This window comes from Jannaschia sp. W003, from assembly GCF_025144335.1.
GTDB lineage: Bacteria > Pseudomonadota > Alphaproteobacteria > Rhodobacterales > Rhodobacteraceae > Jannaschia.
On record NZ_CP083539.1, the window covers coordinates 338417 to 358481 of the forward strand.

General features: G+C 72.2%; 10 protein-coding genes. 8 read left to right on the forward strand and 2 right to left on the reverse strand.

The features are described 5' to 3' along the window. Positions 1-16: 16 nt before the first annotated feature. The gene (locus K3554_RS01560; RefSeq protein WP_259942691.1) at positions 17-949 is read right to left on the reverse strand and encodes a hydrogen peroxide-inducible genes activator; all 933 of its coding nucleotides are present in this window, start codon (positions 947-949) and stop codon (positions 17-19) included. A 124-nt stretch (positions 950-1073) separates the two neighbouring features. Here K3554_RS01560 and katG point away from each other — a divergent pair, with 124 nt between their 5' ends. From katG to treY, 8 genes are all read left to right on the forward strand, one after another. Continuing rightward, the gene (gene katG, locus K3554_RS01565) at positions 1074-3296 is read left to right on the forward strand and encodes a catalase/peroxidase HPI (RefSeq protein ID WP_259945731.1); all 2223 of its coding nucleotides are present in this window, start codon (positions 1074-1076) and stop codon (positions 3294-3296) included. A gap of 220 nt (positions 3297-3516) precedes the next feature. Beyond that, on the forward strand, positions 3517-5472 hold the full coding sequence (locus K3554_RS01570; protein WP_259942693.1) for an alpha-1,4-glucan--maltose-1-phosphate maltosyltransferase: 1956 nt from the start codon (positions 3517-3519) through the stop codon (positions 5470-5472). Then, positions 5469-8753: a maltose alpha-D-glucosyltransferase gene (gene treS / locus K3554_RS01575; RefSeq protein ID WP_259942696.1), complete on the forward strand. Its 3285-nt coding sequence runs from the start codon at positions 5469-5471 to the stop codon at positions 8751-8753. Before K3554_RS01570 ends, treS begins: the two co-directional genes overlap by 4 nt. Continuing rightward, on the forward strand, positions 8750-11212 hold the full coding sequence (gene glgB / locus K3554_RS01580; RefSeq protein WP_259942697.1) for a 1,4-alpha-glucan branching protein GlgB: 2463 nt from the start codon (positions 8750-8752) through the stop codon (positions 11210-11212). The genes treS and glgB overlap by 4 nt, the downstream gene beginning before the upstream one ends. A gap of 11 nt (positions 11213-11223) precedes the next feature. After that, a complete protein-coding gene (glgX, locus tag K3554_RS01585; RefSeq protein WP_259942699.1) occupies positions 11224-13290 on the forward strand; it encodes a glycogen debranching protein GlgX in 2067 nt (688 codons plus the stop codon). Beyond that, a complete protein-coding gene (gene treZ / locus K3554_RS01590; RefSeq protein WP_259942701.1) occupies positions 13287-15023 on the forward strand; it encodes a malto-oligosyltrehalose trehalohydrolase in 1737 nt (578 codons plus the stop codon). The genes glgX and treZ overlap by 4 nt, the downstream gene beginning before the upstream one ends. Continuing rightward, on the forward strand, positions 15020-16750 hold the full coding sequence (malQ, locus tag K3554_RS01595) for a 4-alpha-glucanotransferase (RefSeq protein WP_259942703.1): 1731 nt from the start codon (positions 15020-15022) through the stop codon (positions 16748-16750). The genes treZ and malQ overlap by 4 nt, the downstream gene beginning before the upstream one ends. Further along, positions 16747-18915, forward strand: coding sequence for a malto-oligosyltrehalose synthase (gene treY / locus K3554_RS01600; protein ID WP_259942705.1), 2169 nt, complete (start codon positions 16747-16749; stop codon positions 18913-18915). The genes malQ and treY overlap by 4 nt, the downstream gene beginning before the upstream one ends. A 128-nt stretch (positions 18916-19043) precedes the next feature. Here the strand turns inward: treY and K3554_RS01605 are convergent, their stop codons facing one another. Beyond that, entirely contained in the window at positions 19044-20006 is a 963-nt protein-coding gene (locus tag K3554_RS01605) for a DNA topoisomerase IB (protein ID WP_259942707.1), read from the reverse strand. Positions 20007-20065: the final 59 nt, after the last annotated feature.

Below are 20065 nucleotides of genomic sequence, written 5' to 3' on the forward strand. Positions count from 1 at the left end.
CGGCCCCGGCGGAGCCTTACCCGACAGGTCCGCTCCGCCGCAAGGCGTCGCCGCCGGCCGGTGCGGACGCACCCGCCGCGGCCCGCAGCACCGGAGCGAGCGCGCGAAGCTCGGCGCCCAGCGGGCTGGAGCGGCGCCACACCAGCCCCAGGGTGCGGTCCGGCGCGGGGTCCGCGAAGCGAGCGACGGCCACGGGGGCGGAGCGGGTCTCCACCGCCACCGCCATCTCGGGGATCAGGGTGACGCCGAGGCCCGCGCCCACCATCTGCACTAGGGTGGCCAGCGACGAGCCGTCGAGCCCGTGGCGCATCCGCGCGCCCTGCCCGCAGAACTCCAGCGCCTGGTCGCGGAAGCAGTGCCCCTCCTCCAGCAGCAGGAGCCGCATCCGGGCCAGCGCGCGGGCGTCGGGCACGGGCTTTGTGGCCTCGCTCTCGGGTCGCACGAGCACGAAGGGCTCGCGGAACAGCGGCAGCTCCACTAGCGCGGGCTCCGAGACGGGCAGCGCCACGAGCGCTGTGTCGAGCGCGCCGTCGGCCAGCGCCTCCAGGAGCCGCGGCGTCACGGTCTCGCGGATCTCCAGGTCGAGGCCGGGGCGCGCCCGCTCCAGCCCCCGCACCAAGGCGGGCAGCAGGTAGGGCGCAACGGTGGGGATCACGCCGATCCGCAGGCCAGTGAGCCCCCCGGCCTCGGCCTGCGCCAACGCGCCCAGCGCCTCCACGCCGCGCAACACGCCGCGCACCTCGGCGGCGACGCGGGTGCCGAAGGGCGTGGGGCGCACCTCGCGGGGGCCGCGCTCGAACAGTGGGCCGCCCAAGGCCTCCTCGAGCGCGCGGATCTGCACCGAGAGCGCGGGCTGCGACACGGCGGCAGCCTCCGCGGCCCGCCCGAAGTGGCGGTGGCGGAGCAGGGCCTCGAAGTAGCGCAGTTGCCGCAGGGTGACGCTGTTCATAGGCGCAAGTTATGGCCCGGATAGCGAGATGCAACTTAAACCAATGGCCCGGAGGTGTTACCTGCTCCTCAGCGGCGGACGCTCGCCCGCCCGACCCATTCTCGACAGGGAGACCGCCCCCATGATGGACGGAAACGATACCCCCGCCGGCAAATGCCCGGTGATCCACGGCGCCACGCTGCACGTGACCAACCGCGTGCGCGGCAACCGCGACTGGTGGCCGAACCAGCTGAAGCTGGACATCCTGCACCAGCACCTGCCCCAGACGGCGCCGATGGACCCGGACTTCGACTACCGCGCGAAGTTCCGCGGCCTCGACTACGACGCGATCAAGGCCGACCTCCACGCGCTGATGACCGACAGCCAGTCCTGGTGGCCGGCGGACTACGGCCACTACGGGCCCTTCTTCGTGCGCATGGCCTGGCACTCGGCGGGCACCTACCGCACCGCCGACGGGCGCGGCGGCTCGACGAGCGGAGCCCAGCGCTTCGCGCCGCTCAACTCGTGGCCCGACAACGGCAACCTCGACAAGGCGCGGCGCCTGCTCTGGCCGATCAAGCAGAAGTACGGCGACGCCATCTCCTGGGCCGACCTGTTCATCCTGACCGGCAACGTGGCGCTGGAGTCCATGGGCCTGAAGACCTTCGGCTTCGGCGGCGGGCGCGAGGACGTGTTCGCCCCTGAGGAGGACATCTACTGGGGCTCCGAGGACGAGTGGCTCGGCACGAAGGACGAGCGCTACGACGCGGGCGAGGACGGCAAGGGCCGGTTCCTGGAGAACCCGCTCGCGGCCGTGCAGATGGGCCTGATCTACGTGAACCCCGAAGGCCCCAACGGGAACCCCGACCCCGCCGCCTCGGCCTACGACATCCGCGACACCTTCGCGCGCATGGCCATGGGCGACGAGGAGACCGTGGCGCTGACCGCCGGCGGCCACACCTTCGGCAAGTGCCACGGCGCGGGCGACGTCACCTCGGTCGGCCCCGAGCCCGAGGGCTCGCCGATCGAGGACATGGGCTTCGGCTGGACCAACACCTGGGAGACCGGGCACGGCGGGCACACCATCACCTCCGGGCTGGAGGGCGCCTGGACGCCCACGCCGACCAAGTGGGACAACAGCTACTTCGAGATGCTGCTCGACAACGAGTGGGAGCTGACCAAGAGCCCCGCCGGCGCGCACCAGTGGCGGCCCGTGGACCCGGCGATGCACGCCATCGTGCCCGACGCTCATGATCCCTCCAAGAAGCACCCGCCGATGATGTCGACGGCCGACATGGCGATGAAGGTCGACCCGAAGTACCGCGAGATCTCGGAGCGGTTCCGCCATGATCCGGCGGCTTTCGCCGACGCCTTCTCACGCGCGTGGTTCAAGCTGACCCACCGCGACATGGGGCCGAAGGTCCGGTACATCGGGCCGGAGGTGCCTTCGGAGGACCTGATCTGGCAGGACCCGGTTCCGGTCCCCGCGAACCCGATCACCGCCGAGGACGTGCCGGCGCTCAAGGAGATGCTGCTCGGCAGCGGCCTCTCGGCGCGCGACATGATCGGCGTGGCCTGGGCCTCGGCCTCGACGTTCCGCGGCTCCGATCGCCGGGGCGGCGCCAATGGGGCGCGCATCCGCCTAGAGCCCCAGCGCTCCTGGGAGATCAACCGCCCCGCCGAGCTGGCGAAGGTGCTGGACGTCTACGAGGGAATCAAGCGCGAGTGGGATGCCAAGGGCGGGCGCACCGTGTCGATCGCCGACCTGATCGTGCTGGCCGGCTCGGCCGCGGTCGAGAAGGCGGCGCGCGAGGCGGGCCACGACCTGAAGGTGCCGTTCACGCCCGGCCGCGGCGACGCCACGCAGGAGCAGACCGACGCCGAGAGCTTCGAGCCGCTCGAGCCCAAGGCCGACGGGTTCCGCAACTACCAGTCGGTGGACTACACCGCCTCGCCCGAGGAGCTGCTGGTGGACCGCGCGCAGCTCCTGACCCTCACCGCGCCCGAGATGACGGTGCTGGTGGGCGGCCTGCGCGCCTTGGGCTGCGTGCCGGACGGCTCGCAGAACGGCGTGCTCACCGAGACGCCGGGGCACCTGACCCACGACGTGTTCCGCAACCTGCTGGACATGAACATCCAGTGGAAGCCGCGCACCGAAGGGGCCAAGGTCTACGATGCCCGCGACCGCGAGACCGGCGAGATCCGCTGGTCGGGCACCCGCTGCGACCTCGTGTTCGGCGCCAACTCGCAGTTGCGGGCCATCGCCGAGTTCTACGCCCAGGACGACAACGGCGGGAAGTTCGCCCGCGACTTCGTGGCCGCCTGGACCAAGGTGATGGACCTCGACCGCTTCGACGTGGCGGCCTGATCCCCGCCCCCTCGCGTGCCCCTCCCGGGGGCGCGCCGCATCCGGCGCCGGGCCCCCACGGGTCCGGCGTCTTGCGTCGGGCGCAGGTCCATCTTGCGGAACCTGCGGCTTGTGCTTTCGTTGGGGTCCGAGTTCACAGGCGCCGAATGAGAGCGCTAACGAATCACGTCGAGGGAGGACATCCGATGTTTTGCTCGCCCAAGTTGCGAACCTTCCGCGCATGAGCGCCGAACGCCCCGATCCGCCCCGCGCCCTGGCCGCCACCCGTCTCGCCATCGAGGCGATCGAGCCCTGCGTCGATGCGGGCCGCTTCGCCGCGAAGGTGGTCGCCGGCTGGCCCGTCGCGGTCGCCGCCGACATCTTCGCCGACGGCCACGAGGTGCTCGGCGCCTCCGTGGTGACGCCCGCGGGCGAGACGCCCATGGCGCACGACATGAACGACCGCTGGCGCGCCACCGTGCGCTTCGACGGCCCCGGCCCCGCCCGCTTCCGCATCCAGGCCTGGCGCGACGTCTTCGCCACCTGGGCCCGCGACACCGCCAAGAAGGTCGCCGCCGGCCAGTCCGTGGCCGTGGAGGTCGAGGAGGCCCGCGCCATCCTGGCGGAGACCAAGGCGCGGGGCGACGACGCGAAGGCGCTCAAGGCGCTGCGCTCTGTTGCGAAGGGCGAGGACGCCGCGGGTGTCCTCCTGTCGCCCGACACCGCCACGCTGATGGCCCGCATCGGCCCCCGCGCGAACCTGTCCAAGTCCGGCGACGTGCCCGTCTGGGTCGACCGCGAGGCCGCCGCCTTCGCCGCCTGGTACGAGCTGTTCCCCCGCTCTCTGGGCCGGGACGGCGCCCACGGCACCTTCCGCGACGTGGAGGCGCACCTGCCGTACGTCGCCGGGATGGGCTTCGACACGCTCTACTTCCCGCCCATCCACCCGGTGGGCACCAAGAACCGCAAGGGAAAGAACAACACCCTGACGGCCGAGCCCGGCGACGTCGGCTCGCCCTACGCCATCGGCTCCGCCGAGGGCGGCCACATGGCGGTGCATCCCGAGCTGGGCACGCTAGACGACTTCGACCACCTCGTGGACGCGGCCCGCGATGCCGGCCTCGAGATCGCGCTCGACATCGCGCTGAACGCCTCGCCCGACCACCCCTGGATCGCCGAGCATCCCGAGTGGTTCGAGTGGCGCCCCGACGGGACCATCAAGTACGCCGAGAACCCGCCGAAGCGCTACGAGGACATCGTCAACTTCCGCTACTACCTCGACGACGGGGCGCCGAACCTGCCGTTCTGGCACGCGGTCCTCGACATGTTCCTCTTCTGGGCCGAGCACGGCGTGCTGGCCTTCCGCGTGGACAACCCCCACACCAAGCCGTTCCCGTTCTGGGAGTGGATCATCGCCGAGGTCCGCCGCGATCACCCCGGCGCGATCTTCCTGGCCGAGGCCTTCACGCGGCCCAAGGTGATGAAGCGGCTCGCCAAGATCGGCTACAACCAGAGCTACAGCTACTTCACCTGGCGCAACACCAAGCACGAGCTGACCGAGTACCTCACGGAGCTGACCCAGGAGGAGTGCCGCGACTACATGCGCGTCAACTTCTTCGTCAACACGCCCGACATCAACCCGGTGTTCCTCCACACGTCGGGGCGCCCCGGCTTCCGCACCCGCGCGATCCTGGCCGCCTCGCTCTCGGGCGCCTGGGGCCTCTACTCGGGCTTCGAGTTCTGCGAGGCCGCGCCGATGCCGGGCAAGGAGGAGTACCTCGACAGCGAGAAGTACGAGCTGCGCCCCCGCGACTTCGACGCCGAGGGGCACATCAAGGACGACGTCGCCCTGATCAACCGCGTGCGCCGCGAGCAGCCGGCGATGCGCGACTTCCGCAACCTCAAGTTCTTTGCGGCGCACGACGACCGCGTGCTCTACTACGGGCGCATGGACCCGGCCTCGGGCAGCTACGTGCTGTTCCACGTGCTGCTCGACCCCCACGCGGGCGCGGAGTTCGGCTTCGAGGTGCCGCTGTGGGAGTTCGGCCTGCCCGACGCCGCCAGCGTCGAGGTCGAGGACCTGGTCCACGGCAACCGCTTCACGTGGCACGGCAAGGACCACGTGCTGCGCCTCGACCCGCAGGAGCGGCCCTACGCGATCTGGAAGATCACGCCCCCCGGAGGTGGCACCCGATGAACGCACCCGTCCCCGAGATCGCCCCGCAGGAGGCCAAGTTCGACCGCCCGGACTGGTTCAAGGACGCGGTGATCTACCAGTGCCACGTGAAGGCCTACCAGGATTCCAACGGCGACGGGATCGGGGACTTCAAGGGCCTGATGGGCCGCCTCGACCACATCCAGAGCCTCGGCGCCACGGCGCTGTGGCTGCTGCCGTTCTACCCCTCGCCCCTGCGCGACGACGGCTACGACATCGCCGAGTTCAAGGCGGTGAACCCCCAGTACGGCGACATGGACGACTTCCAGCGCCTGGTGGACGAGGCGCACGCCCGGGGTCTCAAGGTTATCACCGAGTTGGTCATCAACCACACCTCGGACCAGCACGAGTGGTTCCAGCGCGCCCGCCGCGCGCCCAAGGGCAGCCCCGAGCGCGACTTCTACGTCTGGTCCGACGATCCCTCGAAGTGGATGGACACCACGCGGGTGATCTTCAACGACACCCACGACAGCAACTGGACCTGGGACCCGGTGGCCGGCCAGTTCTACTGGCACCGCTTCTTCGACCACCAGCCCGACCTGAACTTCGACAACCCCGCCGTGATGGAGGCGGTGCTCGACGTCATGCACTTCTGGCTCGACAAAGGCGTGGACGGGCTGCGCCTCGACGCGATCCCCTACCTCGTCGAGCGCGACGGCACCAACAACGAGAACCTTCCCGAGACCCACGAGGTCCTCAAGGCCATGCGCCGCGACCTCGACGCCCACTACGAGGGGCGCATGCTCTTGGCCGAGGCCAACCAGTGGCCCGAGGACACCCGCCCCTACTTCGGCGAGGGCGACGAGTGCCACATGGGCTTCCACTTCCCCCTGATGCCGCGGATGTACATGGCCGTGGCCCAGGAGGACCGCCACGCCATCACCGACATCATTCGCCAGACCCCCGAGATTCCCGACGAGTGCCAGTGGGGCATCTTCCTGCGCAACCACGACGAGCTGACGCTCGAGATGGTGACCGACCGGGAGCGGGACTACCTGTGGGAGACCTACGCCTCCGACAAGCGGGCGCGCATCAACATGGGCATCCGCCGGCGCCTCGCGCCCCTGATGCGCAACGACCGCCGCAAGATCGAGCTCCTGAACTCGATGCTCCTGTCCATGCCCGGCACGCCGATCATGTACTACGGCGACGAGATCGGCATGGGAGACAACATCTACCTCGGCGACCGCGACGGCGTGCGCACGCCGATGCAGTGGTCGGCCGACCGCAACGCCGGCTTCAGCCGCGCCGACCCCCAGCGGCTCTACCTGCCCGCGATCCAGGACCCGGTGTTCGGCTACCAGGCCGTGAACGTCGAGGCGCAGGCCGCCTCGCCGTCGTCGTTCCTCAACTGGATCCGCCGCATGGTCGCCGTGCGCAAGAAGCACGACGTGTTCGGCCGCGGCGAGATCGACCTGCTCTACCCCGCGAACCGCAAGGTGCTGGCCTACGTGCGCCGGAGCCGCGACGCGGAGCCCGGCGCCGAGGGCGACGAGGCGGTTCTCTGCGTCGCCAACCTCTCCCGCGCGCCCCAGGCCGTGGAGATCGACCTGAGCCGCTACCGGGGCCGCGTCCCCGTGGAGCTGGTGGGCCAGTCGCCCTTCCCGCCCGTGGGCGACCTGCCTTACATGCTGACCCTGCCCGCCTACGGGTTCTACTGGTTCCTGCTCGCCTCCGAGGAGGAGGCTCCCGAGTGGCACACGCCGCACACGCCGGTGCTGCCCGACTTCGTGACCCTCACCACCCGCGACGGGCGCCTGTCGACCGCGCTCACGGGCCGCGAGGCGCGCCAGTTCGAGCAGCAGAGCCTGCCGCAGTACGTCGGCCTCCAGCGCTGGTTCGCCGGCAAGGACGCCGGCGCCGGATCGGTCCGCCTGCGGACCCTGGGCGAGCTGGCCGAGGGGCGCCACGCGCTCGCCATCGCCGACGTCGAGACGGGCGGCGAGACCCAGAGCTACTTCCTGCCGCTCTCGGCGGTCTGGGACGAGGCGGCGCTGTCGCTCTCGCCCAAGCTGCCCGCCACGCTCGCCAAGCTGCGCCGCACCAACAAGGTGGGCGCCCTGCGCGACGGGGCCTCCGACGAGGAGATGGCCCGCGCCCTGCTCGCCGCCATGCGCGAGGGCGCCGTGATCGAGGGCGAGGGCGGCGTCTTGCGCTTCGAGGGCACCGACCTGCCCGGCGATGAGGAGGCGGGCGAGCCGCGCCTCTTGGGCGCCGAGCAGTCCAACGCGTCCGTGGCCTTCTCGGACCGGCTCGTGCTCAAGCTCTACCGCCGCCTGCGCGGCGGGCTGCAGCCCGACATCGAGGTGGGCCGGTTCCTCACCAACGAGACCCAGTTCACCGGCACGCCGCGCCTCCTGGGCACCATCGTCTGGCAAGCGGGCGACGGCACCGAGACCGTGCTGGCCGCCGCCTCCGAGTTCGTGCCCAACCAGGGCGACGCCTGGAGCTTCGTGACCGAAGGGCTGGACCGCGAGATGGAGGCCCGCGAGGTGGGCCACGAGGGCGACGGGCGCCCGCTCATGGTGGGCGCGCTCGACCTCGGCACCCTGCTCGGGGTCCGCACCGCCGAGATGCACCTCGCGCTCGCCTCCGGCGCGGGAGCCTTCGGCACCGAGCCGCTGGATCGCGGGGGTCTCGACGCCCTCGTGCGCGAGACCCACGCCGAGGTGGCGGCCACGCTGGACCGCCTCGCCTCCGCCGACCTCGGACCCGAGGCGCGCGAGCACGCCGAGGCGGTGCTGGGCCGCCGCGCCGAGATCCTCGACCGGATCGAGCGCGTGGGCGCCATGCAGCCCTCGGGCGCGCTGAGCCGCGTCCACGGCGACTACCACCTCGGGCAGGTGCTGGTGGCGCAGGGCGACCTGGCCATCATCGACTTCGAGGGCGAGCCCTCGCGCTCGCTCGAGGAGCGGCAGGCCAAGTCGTCCGCCCTGCGCGACGTGGCGGGCATGCTCCGCAGCTTCGACTACGCGCTGTGGACCGCGCTCGCGCGCCGCATCGAGGGCGGCGCCGACGAGGCGCGCGCCATGGAGCAGGTGGCCGAGTGGCGCTCCGCCACGGCGGGCGCCTTCCTGGATGCGTGGCGCGCCACCGTGGGCGACGCCCCGATCCGCCCCACCGACCCCGACTTCGAGCGCGCGCTGCTCGACCTGCACCTGCTGCGCAAGTGCGCCTACGAGGTGGAGTACGAGCGCAGCTTCCGCCCCGCCTGGATCGACGTCCCGCTGCGCGGGATGCTGTCAGTACTGGACGACCAATGACCGACAAGAAGACACCCCCCGCAAAGACCCGCCGCGCCCCCGCCAAGCCGCGCGCAGCGAAGGCCTCCGCCAGGGCAGCCGATCCGAAGGCCCCCGAGGCCGAAGCCGCCGCGGCGCCCGCGCCCAAGAAGCGCGCCGCCCCGAAGCCGCGCGCCGCGAAGGCCCCTGCCAAGACGACGGGCGCGAAGGCGAAGCCCAAGGCCCCCGCCGCCGCGGCATCGGCGAAGCCCGACGCGGCCGCCGCGTCGAAGCCGGCCGCCCCCGCCGCGCCGCCGATCGACGCGGGCACCCTCGAGGCCATCGTGCGCGGGCGTCTGGGCGATCCGTTCGCCACGCTCGGCCTCCACGCCGCCGAACGGGGTCACGCCATCACCGTGTTCGCCCCCGACGCGGGCGAGGTCGTGGTGCTGGGCGCCGACGGCAAGTCCCTCGGCGCCATGGAGCGCGTGCATCCCGAGGGCGTGTTCCACCTGGCCTTTCCCGAGGCGAAGGACCGCTTCGCCTACCGCCTGCGGTGCCGCGCGGGCGAGCACGAGTGGGAGCGCGACGATCCCTACCGCTTCGGCCCCGTCCTGGGCGAGACCGACGAGTACCTCGTGGCCGAAGGCCGCCACGAGGAGCTGTGGAAGCGCCTCGGCGCCCACCCCATGACCCACGAGGGCACCCAGGGCACCGCCTTCGCGGTCTGGGCGCCCAACGCCCGCCGCGTCAGCGTGGTCGGCCACTTCAACGCCTGGGACGGCCGCCGCCACCCCCTGCGCCGCCGTCTCGGCGCCGGCCTGTGGGAGCTGTTCGTGCCCGCCGTGGCCCCCGGCGACGTCTACAAGTACGAGATCGTCGGCGTGCACGGCGACGTGCTGCCGCTGAAGGCCGACCCGATGGCCTTCCGCATGGAGCACGCGCCCTCGACCGGCTCGGTCGTGGCCGCCCCCCTCGCCCATGCGTGGCAGGACGGGGACTGGCGCGCCAAGGGACGCGAGGACCTCCGCGGCAAGCCGGTCTCGATCTACGAGGTGCACCTGGGCTCCTGGCGCCGCGGCGACGGGGACCGCCTGCTGAGCTACCGCGAGGTCGGCCCGCTCCTGGCCGAGTACGTGGCGGACATGGGCTTCACCCACGTGGAGTTCCTGCCCCTCTCGGAGCACCCCTACACGCCGTCCTGGGGCTACCAGCCCATCGGCCTCTTCGCGCCCACGGTGCGCTTCGGCGAGCCCGAGGACTTCGCCGCCATGGTGGACCACCTCCACGGCGCCGGCGTCGGCGTCATCATGGACTGGGTGCCCGCGCACTTCCCCTCGGACGAGCACGGGCTGGCGCGCTTCGACGGCACCGCGCTCTACGAGCACGAGGACCCGCGCCTGGGCTTCCACAAGGACTGGAACACCCTGATCTACAACTTCGGGCGCAACGAGGTCGCGAACTTCCTGCGCGCCTCGGCGCTCTACTGGCTGGACGAGCTGCACGTCGACGCCCTGCGCGTCGATGCGGTCGCCTCGATGCTCTACCTCGACTACAGCCGCAACGACGGCGAGTGGATCCCGAACCGCTACGGCGGGCGCGAGAACCTCGACGCCATCGACTTCCTGCGGGACGTGAACCGCCAGGTGGGCGCGCGCACGGGCGGCCACACCATCGCCGAGGAATCCACCGCCTTCCCGGGCGTGTCGCGCCCCGCCGACGAGGGGGGCCTCGGCTTCGACTTCAAGTGGAACATGGGCTGGATGCACGACACGCTCCAGTACATCGGCGAGGACCCGGTCAACCGCCGCTGGCACCACGACAAGATGACCTTCGGCCTCCACTACGCCTTCACCGAGAACTTCGTCCTGCCGATCAGCCACGACGAGGTGGTGCACGGCAAGGGCTCGCTCCTGGGCCGGATGCCGGGCGACGACTGGCAGCGCTTCGCGAACCTGCGCGCCTATCTCGGCTGGATGTGGACGCACCCGGGCAAGAAGCTGCTCTTCATGGGCTCGGAGTTCGCCCAGGAGCGGGAGTGGAACTTCGACGCCTCGCTCGACTGGCACCTGCTGGACGACCCGCGCCACGCGGGCATCCAGCGCCTCGTGCGCGACCTGAACGCGGTCTATCGCGGCGAGACCGCGCTCCATGCCCGCGACTGCGACCCCGAGGGCTTCCGCTGGATCGACGGCGGCGACGCCGACAACAACGTGTTCAGCTTCCTGCGCCTCGGCCACGAAGGCACGCCGCCCGTGGCGGTGATCTGCAACATGGCGCCCGTGCTGCGCGAGGACTTCCGCGTCGGCCTGCCCTCCGCCGGCCGGTGGCGCGAGGCGCTGAATTCGGATGCCACAACTTACGGTGGAACCGGATCGGGCAACGGCGGGTTTGTGACGGCCGACGGCGCGGAATGGCACGGACAGCCCGTGTCGGCCTCGCTCACCCTGCCGCCGCTGGCGACCCTGATCCTGACGCCCGCAACCGACGACTCCGACTGAGGCCCTCCCCCATGTCTTCCGCACACCGCATCGAACCCGGCTCGGGGGCGCGTCTCGGCGCGACCTGGGACGGGGCCGGCACCAATTTCGCCCTGTTCTCGGCCCACGCCGAGAAGGTCGAACTGTGCCTGTTCAACCGCGACGGCCGCCGCGAGACGGCGCGCATCGCGCTGCCCGAGTACACCAACCAGGTCTGGCACGGGTACCTGCCCGACGTGCGGCCCGGCCAGCTCTACGGCTACCGGGTCCACGGGCCCTACGCCCCCGAGGCGGGCCATCGCTTCAACGCCAACAAGCTGCTGCTCGACCCCCACGCCCGCGCCCACTCGGGCGAGGTGCGTTGGCACGACAGCCTGTTCGGCTACAAGGTCGGCTCGCCCCGCGAGGATCTGAGCTTCGACCGCCGCGACAGCGCGCGCTCCATGCCCAAGTGCGTGGTCACGCCCGACGCCTCGTCCTGGGGCGCCGACCGGCGGCCCCGCACCGACTGGTCGAAAACCGTGATCTACGAGGCCCACGTGGGCGGCATGACCATGTCCGCGCCCCACGTCGACGAGCCCCTGCGCGGCACCTTCGAGGGCCTCGCCCAGCCCGGCACCATCGCCCACCTAAAGCGCCTCGGCATCACCGCCATCGAGCTCCTGCCGATCCACGACTTCCCGGACGACCGGCACCTGCTGGACCGGGGGCTGGTGAACTGGTGGGGCTACAACACCATGGGCTTCTTCGCGCCCGCCACCCGCTACCTGATGCAGCCCGGCGCGCTCGACGAGTTCCGCGTGATGGTCCGGCGCCTGCATGACGCCGGCATCGAGGTGATCCTCGACGTGGTCTACAACCACACCGCCGAGGGCAACCAGATGGGCCCGACGCTCAGCTTCCGCGGCATCGACAACGCCAGCTACTACATGCTCGGCGACGATCCGCGCTACTACTACGACACCACGGGCACCGGGAACACGCTGAACCTGTCGAACCGGCGCGTGAACCAGATGGTGCTCGATTCCCTGCGCTACTGGGTCGAGGACTGCCACGTCGACGGCTTCCGCTTCGACCTCGCCTCCACGCTGGGCCGCCGCCGCGACCACTTCGACCCGCACCACGCCTTCCTCGACGCGGTGCTGCAGGACCCGGTGCTCTCGCAGGCCAAGATGATCGCCGAGCCTTGGGACACCGGCAACGACGGCTACCAGGTGGGCAACTTCCCCCCCGGCTGGTCGGAGTGGAACGACCAGTACCGCGACACCGTGCGCGCCTTCTGGAAGGGCGACGCGGGCCAGGCGCCCGCGCTGGCCGACAAGCTGCTCGGCTCGGCCTCGACCTTCGAGCACGACGGCCGCCGCCCCCAGGCGAGCGTGAACTTCGTGACCGCCCACGACGGCTTCACGCTGATGGACACGGTCAGCTACAACGACAAGCACAACGACGCCAACGGCGAGGGCAACCGCGACGGGCACTCGCACAACCTGTCGTGGAACCACGGCCACGAGGGCGCCACCGACGACGAGGGCATCAACGCCCTGCGCGACCGCCAGCGGCGCAACCTCATGGCCACGCTGATGCTGAGCCAAGGCACGCCGATGATGCTGATGGGCGACGAGTACGGCCGCACCCAGCACGGCAACAACAACGCCTACTGCCAGCCCGGCGAGATGAACTGGTTCGACTGGGACGGCGTGGACGACCCCATGGTCGACTTCACCGCCGGCCTGATCGCCGTGCGCCAGTCGCGCCCGATGCTGACCTACGAGCGGTTCCTCCACGACAGCAACGGCAACCCCGAGGGTCGCTACGTGCACTGGCACCGCATCCAGGGCGACGACATGAATCCCGACATCTGGCAGGATCCCGAGCGCCGCGCCGTGGCCATCTCGTTCCACGGCAAGGCCGACCGCACGCTCTACCTCGCCATGAACGCCGGGCCCGAGCCGCGCGAGCTGCACCTGCCCGAGGGCCGCTGGCACCGTCTGGTGGACACCGCCGCCGACCTCGCCACGCCCGACCCGAAGGGCGAGCCGGTGGAGGGCGAGGTGCCGCTCGAGTCCCGGTCGCTGATCCTGTTCGAGGCCGCCGAATGAGCACGCTGCCCTCCTGGGGCGCCGTCCCCACCGACCGCGGCACCCGGTTCCGCCTCTGGGCGCCGGGCGTCGCGTCCCTGCAGGTCCGCGTGGCGGGCACCGACCACGCCATGCAGGCCGAGGGCGAGAGCTGGTTCTCGGCCACGCTCGACGCGCCCGCGGGCACGGAATACCTGTTCGTGCTGCCAGACGGCACCGCCGTGCCCGACCCCGCCTCGCGGCGGCAGGCGGGCGACGTGCACGGCGCCTCGGTCGTGGCCGAGGCCGAGCACCGCTTCCGCCACCCCCACCCCGAGCGCCCCTGGCACGAGGCGGTGATCTACGAGATGCACGTGGGCACCTTCACGCCCGAGGGCACGTTCCGCGCCGCGGTGGCCAAGCTCGACCACCTCGTCGACCTCGGCGTGACGGCGATCGACATCCTGCCCGTGGCCCAGTTCGGCGGCCGCCACGGCTGGGGCTACGACGGCGTGCTGCTCTACTGCCCCCACGAGGCCTACGGCACGCCCCAGGACCTCGCCCATCTGGTGGACGAGGCACACGGGCGCGGGCTGAAGGTCATGATGGACGTGGTCTACAACCACTTCGGCCCCGACGGGAACTACATCGGCGCCTACGCCCCCGGCTTCTACGACGAGGCGCGGCACACCCCCTGGGGCGCCGCCATCGACTACACCCGCGCCCCCGTGCGCCGCTTCGCGATCGAGAACGCGCTCTACTGGCTCGAGCACTTCCGCATCGACGGCCTGCGCATGGACGCCATCGACCACGTGGTCGACCCCTCGGACCCGGACGTGCTGACCGAGATGGCACGCGAGATTCGCCAGCGCGTCCCCGACGCCTGGCTGATGACCGAGGACAACCGCAACGTCACCTACCTTCACGAGCGGGGCGAGGACGGTGCCACGCCGCTCATGGACGGCGAGTGGAACGACGACTGGCACAACGCCGCCCACGTGGTCGCCACCGACGAGACCGAAGGATACTACGGCGACTTCGCGGACGACCCCGTGGGCCACCTCGCCCGCGCCGTGGCCGAGGGCTTCGCCTACCAGGGCGAGACCGGGCCGGGCGGCGAGGCGCGCGGCAAGCCCTCGGGGCACCTGCCGCCCGAGGCCTTTGTGAACTTCCTCCAGAACCACGACCAGGTGGGCAACCGCGCCATCGGCGAGCGGCTGACGAAGCTCGCCCCCGCCGCGCGGCTCGATGCGCTGCAGGCGCTGCTGCTGCTCTCGCCCGGCATCCCGCTCCTGTTCATGGGCGAGGAGTGGGGCGCGACCGAGCCGTTCCTGTTCTTCGCGGACTTCGAGGGCGACCTGGCCCGGGCCGTGACCGAGGGCCGCCGCCGGGAGTTCGCCTCGTTCGTGGGCTTCGAGGGCGCCGTGCCCGACCCGATCGAGCGCTCCTCCTTCGAGGCCTCGAAGCTGAACTGGGCGCGCGCCGAGCAGGGCGATCACCAAGACGCGCTGGCCCGCACGCGAGAGCTGATCGCCCTGCGGCTGGAGCGCATCGCGCCGCTGCTGCCCGGCACCCGGCCCCATGCCGGCCGGCGGCTCCACACCGACCGCGAGGCCATCGCCGTGGACTGGCGCCTCGGCGGGGGCCTCCTGCAGGTCCGCGCCAACTTCGCCCACCACCCCGTGGCGATGCCGCCGGTGTCGGGCGAGACGATCCACCTCACCGGGCCCACGATGGGTGCCCCGAACTCGACCCTCTTCGCGGTGGACGCATGAGCCTTCACGACCTCGCCCGACATCACGGCCTGACCCTCGCCTACGAGGGCCGGCCCGTGCCCGACGCCACGCTCCGCCTACTCTTGCGCGACCTCGGCGTGGACCCAGTGGGCACCCCCGAGGGTCCGCCCGCCGCCACCGAGATGCGGGTGCCCGAGGACGGGCGCTGCTTCCTGCCGCAGTCCTTGCGCGACGCGCCCGGCTGGGGCGTGTTCGGCCAGCTCTACGAGCTGCGCTCGGCGCGGAACTGGGGCATCGGCGACTTCGCGGACCTCGCCGTGCTCGCGCGCACCTGCGGCGCGGCGGGGGCCGACTTCCTCGGCATCAACCCGGTGCACGCGCTCTTCACCGCCGAGCCGCGCCACACCTCGCCCTTCTCGCCCTCGAACCGGCGCTTCCTGAATCCCCTCTACATCGCTCCCGACCTTCTGGGTTGCCCACGCCCCGAGGGCTTGCCCGACGGCGACGAGGTGGACTACGTCGCCGTGGCCAAGGCGAAGCTTGCGGCCCTGCGCGCCGCCTTCGACGCCGCCGCGGAGAGTGCGGACTTCGACGCCTTCCGCGCGCGCGAGGGCGAGGCCCTGCGCCTCCACGCCCTGTTCGAGACGCTCAGTTACCGCTTCGGCGGCGGCTGGCTCGGCTGGCCCGAGGCCTTCCATCGCCCCGATGCCCCTGAGGTGCGCGAGCACGCCGAGGCGCACGAGGACGACATCCGCTTCCACGAGTGGCTCCAGTGGATCGCCCGCACCCAGCTCGCCGCCGCCCAGCGCGCGGCCGAAGGCTCGGGCATGCGCCTCGGGCTCTACCTCGACCTCGCCGTGGGCGAGGCGCTGGACGGCTCGGCCACGTGGTCGGGTACGGCCCACGCGCTGGAGGGCGTGACCGTGGGCGCGCCGCCCGACGTGTTCTCCGAGGACGGCCAGAACTGGCAGCTCGCCGCCCCCTCGCCGCGCGGCGGTCACGGGGACTTCGACGCCATGATCGAGGCGCAGCTCCGCGACGCGGGCGCGCTGCGGATAGACCACGCCATGGCGCTCTGGCAGCTCTTCCTGATCCCGAAGGGCGAGCCCGCCGCCAACGGCACCCACCTGCGCTACCCCATGGAGGCCCTGCTCCGCACCCTCGCCGCGCGCTCCAACGGCTCGGGCGCCGTGGTGATCGGCGAGGATCTGGGCTGGGTGCCCGAGGGCTTCCGCGATGCCATGGCCGAGGCCAACGTCTTGGCCTACCGCATCGTCTACTTCGAGCAGGACGAGCGCGGGTTCCATGGGCCGGACGCCTACCCCCGCACCGCCATGGCGTGCCTGTCGACCCACGACCTGCCGCCCCTCGCGGGGTGGTGGCGCGGCGACGACATCCGCCTGCGCGCCGAGAACGGGCTGATCTCCGAGGGCGCCGCAGCCCAGCAGCGCGAGCACCGGGTATGGGAGCGCCGGGAGCTGGCGAAGGCGATGGGCGCCGACGTGGACGCCGCGGCCGACGCGCTGCCCGAGGCCATGCTGGACGCGGCCCACCGCTTCATCGCCGCCACGCCCTGCCTGCTGGCCGGCGTGCGGCTGGCCGACCTCGTGGGCCCCGACCGGCCCACCAACATGCCCGGCACCACCGACGGCTACCCGAACTGGCGCCCCCGCGCGCCGGTGGCCGTGGACGACGTCGCGGACCATCCCACCTTCCGGCGCATCACCGCGCTGATGCGCGACGCGCGCCCGAGGCCCAACGCATGACCGCCCTGCCCACCGCCACCTACCGCCTGCAGCTGCGCGAGGGCATGGACTTCGCCCGCGCCGAGACGCTGGTGCCCTACCTCGCCGACCTCGGCGTGTCGCACCTCTACCTCTCGCCGATCTTCACCGCGGCCTCGGGTTCCACCCACGGCTACGACGTGGCCGACCCCAACGAGATCGAGCCCTCGCTGGGCGGGCGCGAGGGGCTGGAGTCCCTCTCCGAGGCGCTGAAGGCCGCGGGCCTCGGCCTGATCCTCGACATCGTGCCCAACCACATGGCGTTCGGCCCCGACACGCCTTGGCTGATGGACGTGCTGCGCCACGGGCAGGACAGCCGCTACGCCCACCACTTCGACATCGACTGGAGCCGCCGGCGCCTGCGCCTGCCGTGGCTGAGCGACAGCTTCGAGGCGCTGGCGAGCGCGGGCGAGATCACCGTGGACGGCGACCACATCGCCGCGCCGGGCCTGCGCATCCCCCTCGCCGTGCCGGCCGAGAAGGGCCAGGACGTGCGCGCGGTCCACGCCGCGCAGCCCTGGCGCCTGACCCACTGGCGCACCGAGGCCTCGGCCATCTCGCACCGGCGCTTCTTCACCGTGACGGGCCTCATCGGCCTGCGCGTCGAGGACGAGGCGGTGTTCGAGGATGTCCACCGCCTGACCTTCGAGCTGGTCGAGGCGGGCATCGTGGACGGCCTTCGCGTGGACCACGTGGACGGGCTGGCCGATCCGGCCGAGTACCTCGACCGCCTGCACGCCCGCCTGCCCGGCACCCCGGTCTGGATCGAGAAGATCCTCACCGGCGACGAGGGCCTGCCCCCCGCCTGGCCCGTGGAGGGCACCACCGGCTACGTCGCCGGCCGCGCCATCTCGCAGGTGCTGACCGACGGCGCCGGCGCCGAGGCTCTGGCCGAGGGCTGGGCGCCCTTCGCCCGCGCCCGGGACGACGCCAAGACCCAGATCGTCACCACCGAGCTGCAGTTCGAGATCGAGCGCCTCGCCGACCTCGCCGATGTCACGGGTGGCGAGTGGGGCCGCGCCGCCTGGCGCGAGGCGCTGCTGGCCTACATCCGCGCCTTCCCGCGCTACCGCACCTACACCACGCTGGACGCCGTCGGGGACGAGGATGCCGCGCTGATCCGCGACGCCGCCGTCCGCGCCGCCAGTCGCTTCCCCCATCCCGGCGCCCTGCCCGACCTCGCGGACCTGCTGACCGATACCGCCAACCCCGAGCTGCGCCTGCGGCTCCAGCAACTCACGGGGGCGGCCATCGCCAAGGCGCAGGAGGACACGGCGTTCTACCGCTACGTGCCCTATCTCGCCGCCAACGAGGTGGGCGCCGAGCCCGACCACCCTGCCCTGGACGCCGCCGGCTTCCATGCCGCGATGGAGCGGCGTGCGCGCGAGATGCCCCACGGCCTCACGCTCACCTCCAGCCACGACACCAAGCGCTCCGAGGACGCGCGCGCGCGGATCATGGCGCTGTCGCACCAGCCCGAGGGGCGCGAGATGCTCCTGGAGCTCGTGCCCGACCTGCCGCACCCGTGGCGCTGGTACCTCGCCCAGTCGGCCTTCGCCGCGCAGCCCGACGGCGACCTCGCCGAGCGCCTGCCGGTCCACATGGAGAAGGCCATGCGCGAGGCCAAGCGGCGCACCTTCTGGGCCGCTCCGAACGAGACCTTCGAGGCGCGCATCATCGAGGGCGCGCTGGAGGCCGCCGAGCGGTTCGACCCCCTGCCCGATGCCCTGAAGCCGCTGGCGAAGCGTGCCGACGGGCTGGCGCTAGCGCAGGCGGCCCTGAAGCTGACCGTGCCCGGCATCCCCGACATCTACCAAGGCACCGAGGTCGGCTCGCACCTGCTGACCGACCCCGACAACCGCGCCGCCGTGGACTTCGACGCGCTGGCCCGCCGCCGCGAGATGCGCGCCTTCGACCGGCGCAAGATGGACCTGACGCGCACGCTCCTGCGCCTGCGCCGCGACGAGCCGGAGGCGTTCGCCTCCGGGTACGAGCCGCTGGAAGCCCCCGAGGGCCAGCTCCGCTTCGCGCGCGGCCCCTTCGTGGTCACCGTGGACCTGCGCGGCGAGGATCTGGAGGGCGCGCCCGAAGGCGAGGTCGTCTGGCCCCGCGAGGGCGCGGCGCCGGCGCGGGTGGAGCGGCGGTAGGAAGCATTCCCGGCACGCCTCGGACTCGATCCGGGGCCTCCGGCCGACGTCGATGCTACCCTTGCGGAGCGAAGCGCGGGTCGCGGGCAGAGGCCCCGGATCAAGTCCGGGGCGTGTGACGCGCTCCCCTAACCGATCAACCCCAGCAGCGACCGCTCCGCCACGCGCAAACCGTCCGGCCCCTCGGGTGCGTCCAGCGGGCGCCATCGCTCTGCCAGCGCGATCACGTCCGGGTGCACGTAGCTCTTGCGCGCCACGGCGGGCGTGTTGTGGAGCCGCGCGCTGGCCGCGTCCGCCATCGCCTTCACGGTGACGTCCTCGCCCGCCTCAAGCGCCGCCTCCAGGGCCGCGACCGAGCCGTTCCAGGTACGGAACGTCTTGGCCGAGGCGCCGTCCACGCCGCTGGCCTCGCGCAGCCAGTCGTTGACGTGCTCGGCGCGCACGGCGTGGCGCTCGCCTCCCTCGATCCACTCGAACAGGGGCGCGCCCGGCAGCTCCGAGAGCTGCTCCAGCGCGCGCGCGAGGGTGCGGTCCGACAGGCGCCGGCGCACGCGGATGCCGCCCTTGGCCTTCCAGTGCAGCCGCACGCCGCCGTCGTCGAGCCGCAGGTTGCGCGCCCGCAGCGTGGTCGCGCCCTGGGTGCCGTTGAGGCGGGCGTAGATCGGGGCGCCGACGCGGATGCTCTGGCGGTCGATGAGGCGCAGCACGGCGGCGATGGCGAAGTCCCGCTCGCCCGCCTCGCCGCGCAGCGCCTCGGCGACCCGGCGACGCAGGCGCGGCAGCCCCTCGCCGAAGGCGGGCAGCTCGTCGAACTTCTGGCGCTCGCGCCAGGCGCGGAACAGGTCGTGGTAGCGGTACTGCTTGCGGGCCTTGGCATCCCGCCCCGTGGCCTGCAGGTGCCCCCGGCGCCGGGGCGAGATCCACACGTCCTCGTAGGCGGGCGGCACGGCCAGCGCGTCGATGCGCGCCCGCTCGGCCGCATCGTCGATCGTGGTGCCGTCGGGCGCGCGGTAGCTCCAGCCGCGGCCCGCCCGCCGGCGGGTGATGCCGGGGCGGTCGTCGGCGTAGAAGACGATGTCGGGCCGTGCCATGCGCCCCCAACGCCCCCGGGCCGCTCCGGTTGCACGCCCCCGCCGTGCGTGACACCCTG

What these genes read in the sequence shown, in the direction of transcription:
- treS (WP_259942696.1), top strand. Translation starts at nt 5,469, where the DNA reads ATGAACGCACCCGTCCCCGAGATCGCCCCGCAGGAGGCCAAGTTCGAC.
- K3554_RS01570 (WP_259942693.1), top strand. Translation starts at nt 3,517, where the DNA reads ATGAGCGCCGAACGCCCCGATCCGCCCCGCGCCCTGGCCGCCACCCGT.
- glgX (WP_259942699.1), top strand. Translation starts at nt 11,224, where the DNA reads ATGTCTTCCGCACACCGCATCGAACCCGGCTCGGGGGCGCGTCTCGGC.
- treZ (WP_259942701.1), top strand. Translation starts at nt 13,287, where the DNA reads ATGAGCACGCTGCCCTCCTGGGGCGCCGTCCCCACCGACCGCGGCACC.
- malQ (WP_259942703.1), top strand. Translation starts at nt 15,020, where the DNA reads ATGAGCCTTCACGACCTCGCCCGACATCACGGCCTGACCCTCGCCTAC.
- glgB (WP_259942697.1), top strand. Translation starts at nt 8,750, where the DNA reads ATGACCGACAAGAAGACACCCCCCGCAAAGACCCGCCGCGCCCCCGCC.
- K3554_RS01560 (WP_259942691.1), bottom strand. Translation starts at nt 949, where the DNA reads ATGAACAGCGTCACCCTGCGGCAACTGCGCTACTTCGAGGCCCTGCTC.
- K3554_RS01605 (WP_259942707.1), bottom strand. Translation starts at nt 20,006, where the DNA reads ATGGCACGGCCCGACATCGTCTTCTACGCCGACGACCGCCCCGGCATC.
- treY (WP_259942705.1), top strand. Translation starts at nt 16,747, where the DNA reads ATGACCGCCCTGCCCACCGCCACCTACCGCCTGCAGCTGCGCGAGGGC.
- katG (WP_259945731.1), top strand. Translation starts at nt 1,074, where the DNA reads ATGGACGGAAACGATACCCCCGCCGGCAAATGCCCGGTGATCCACGGC.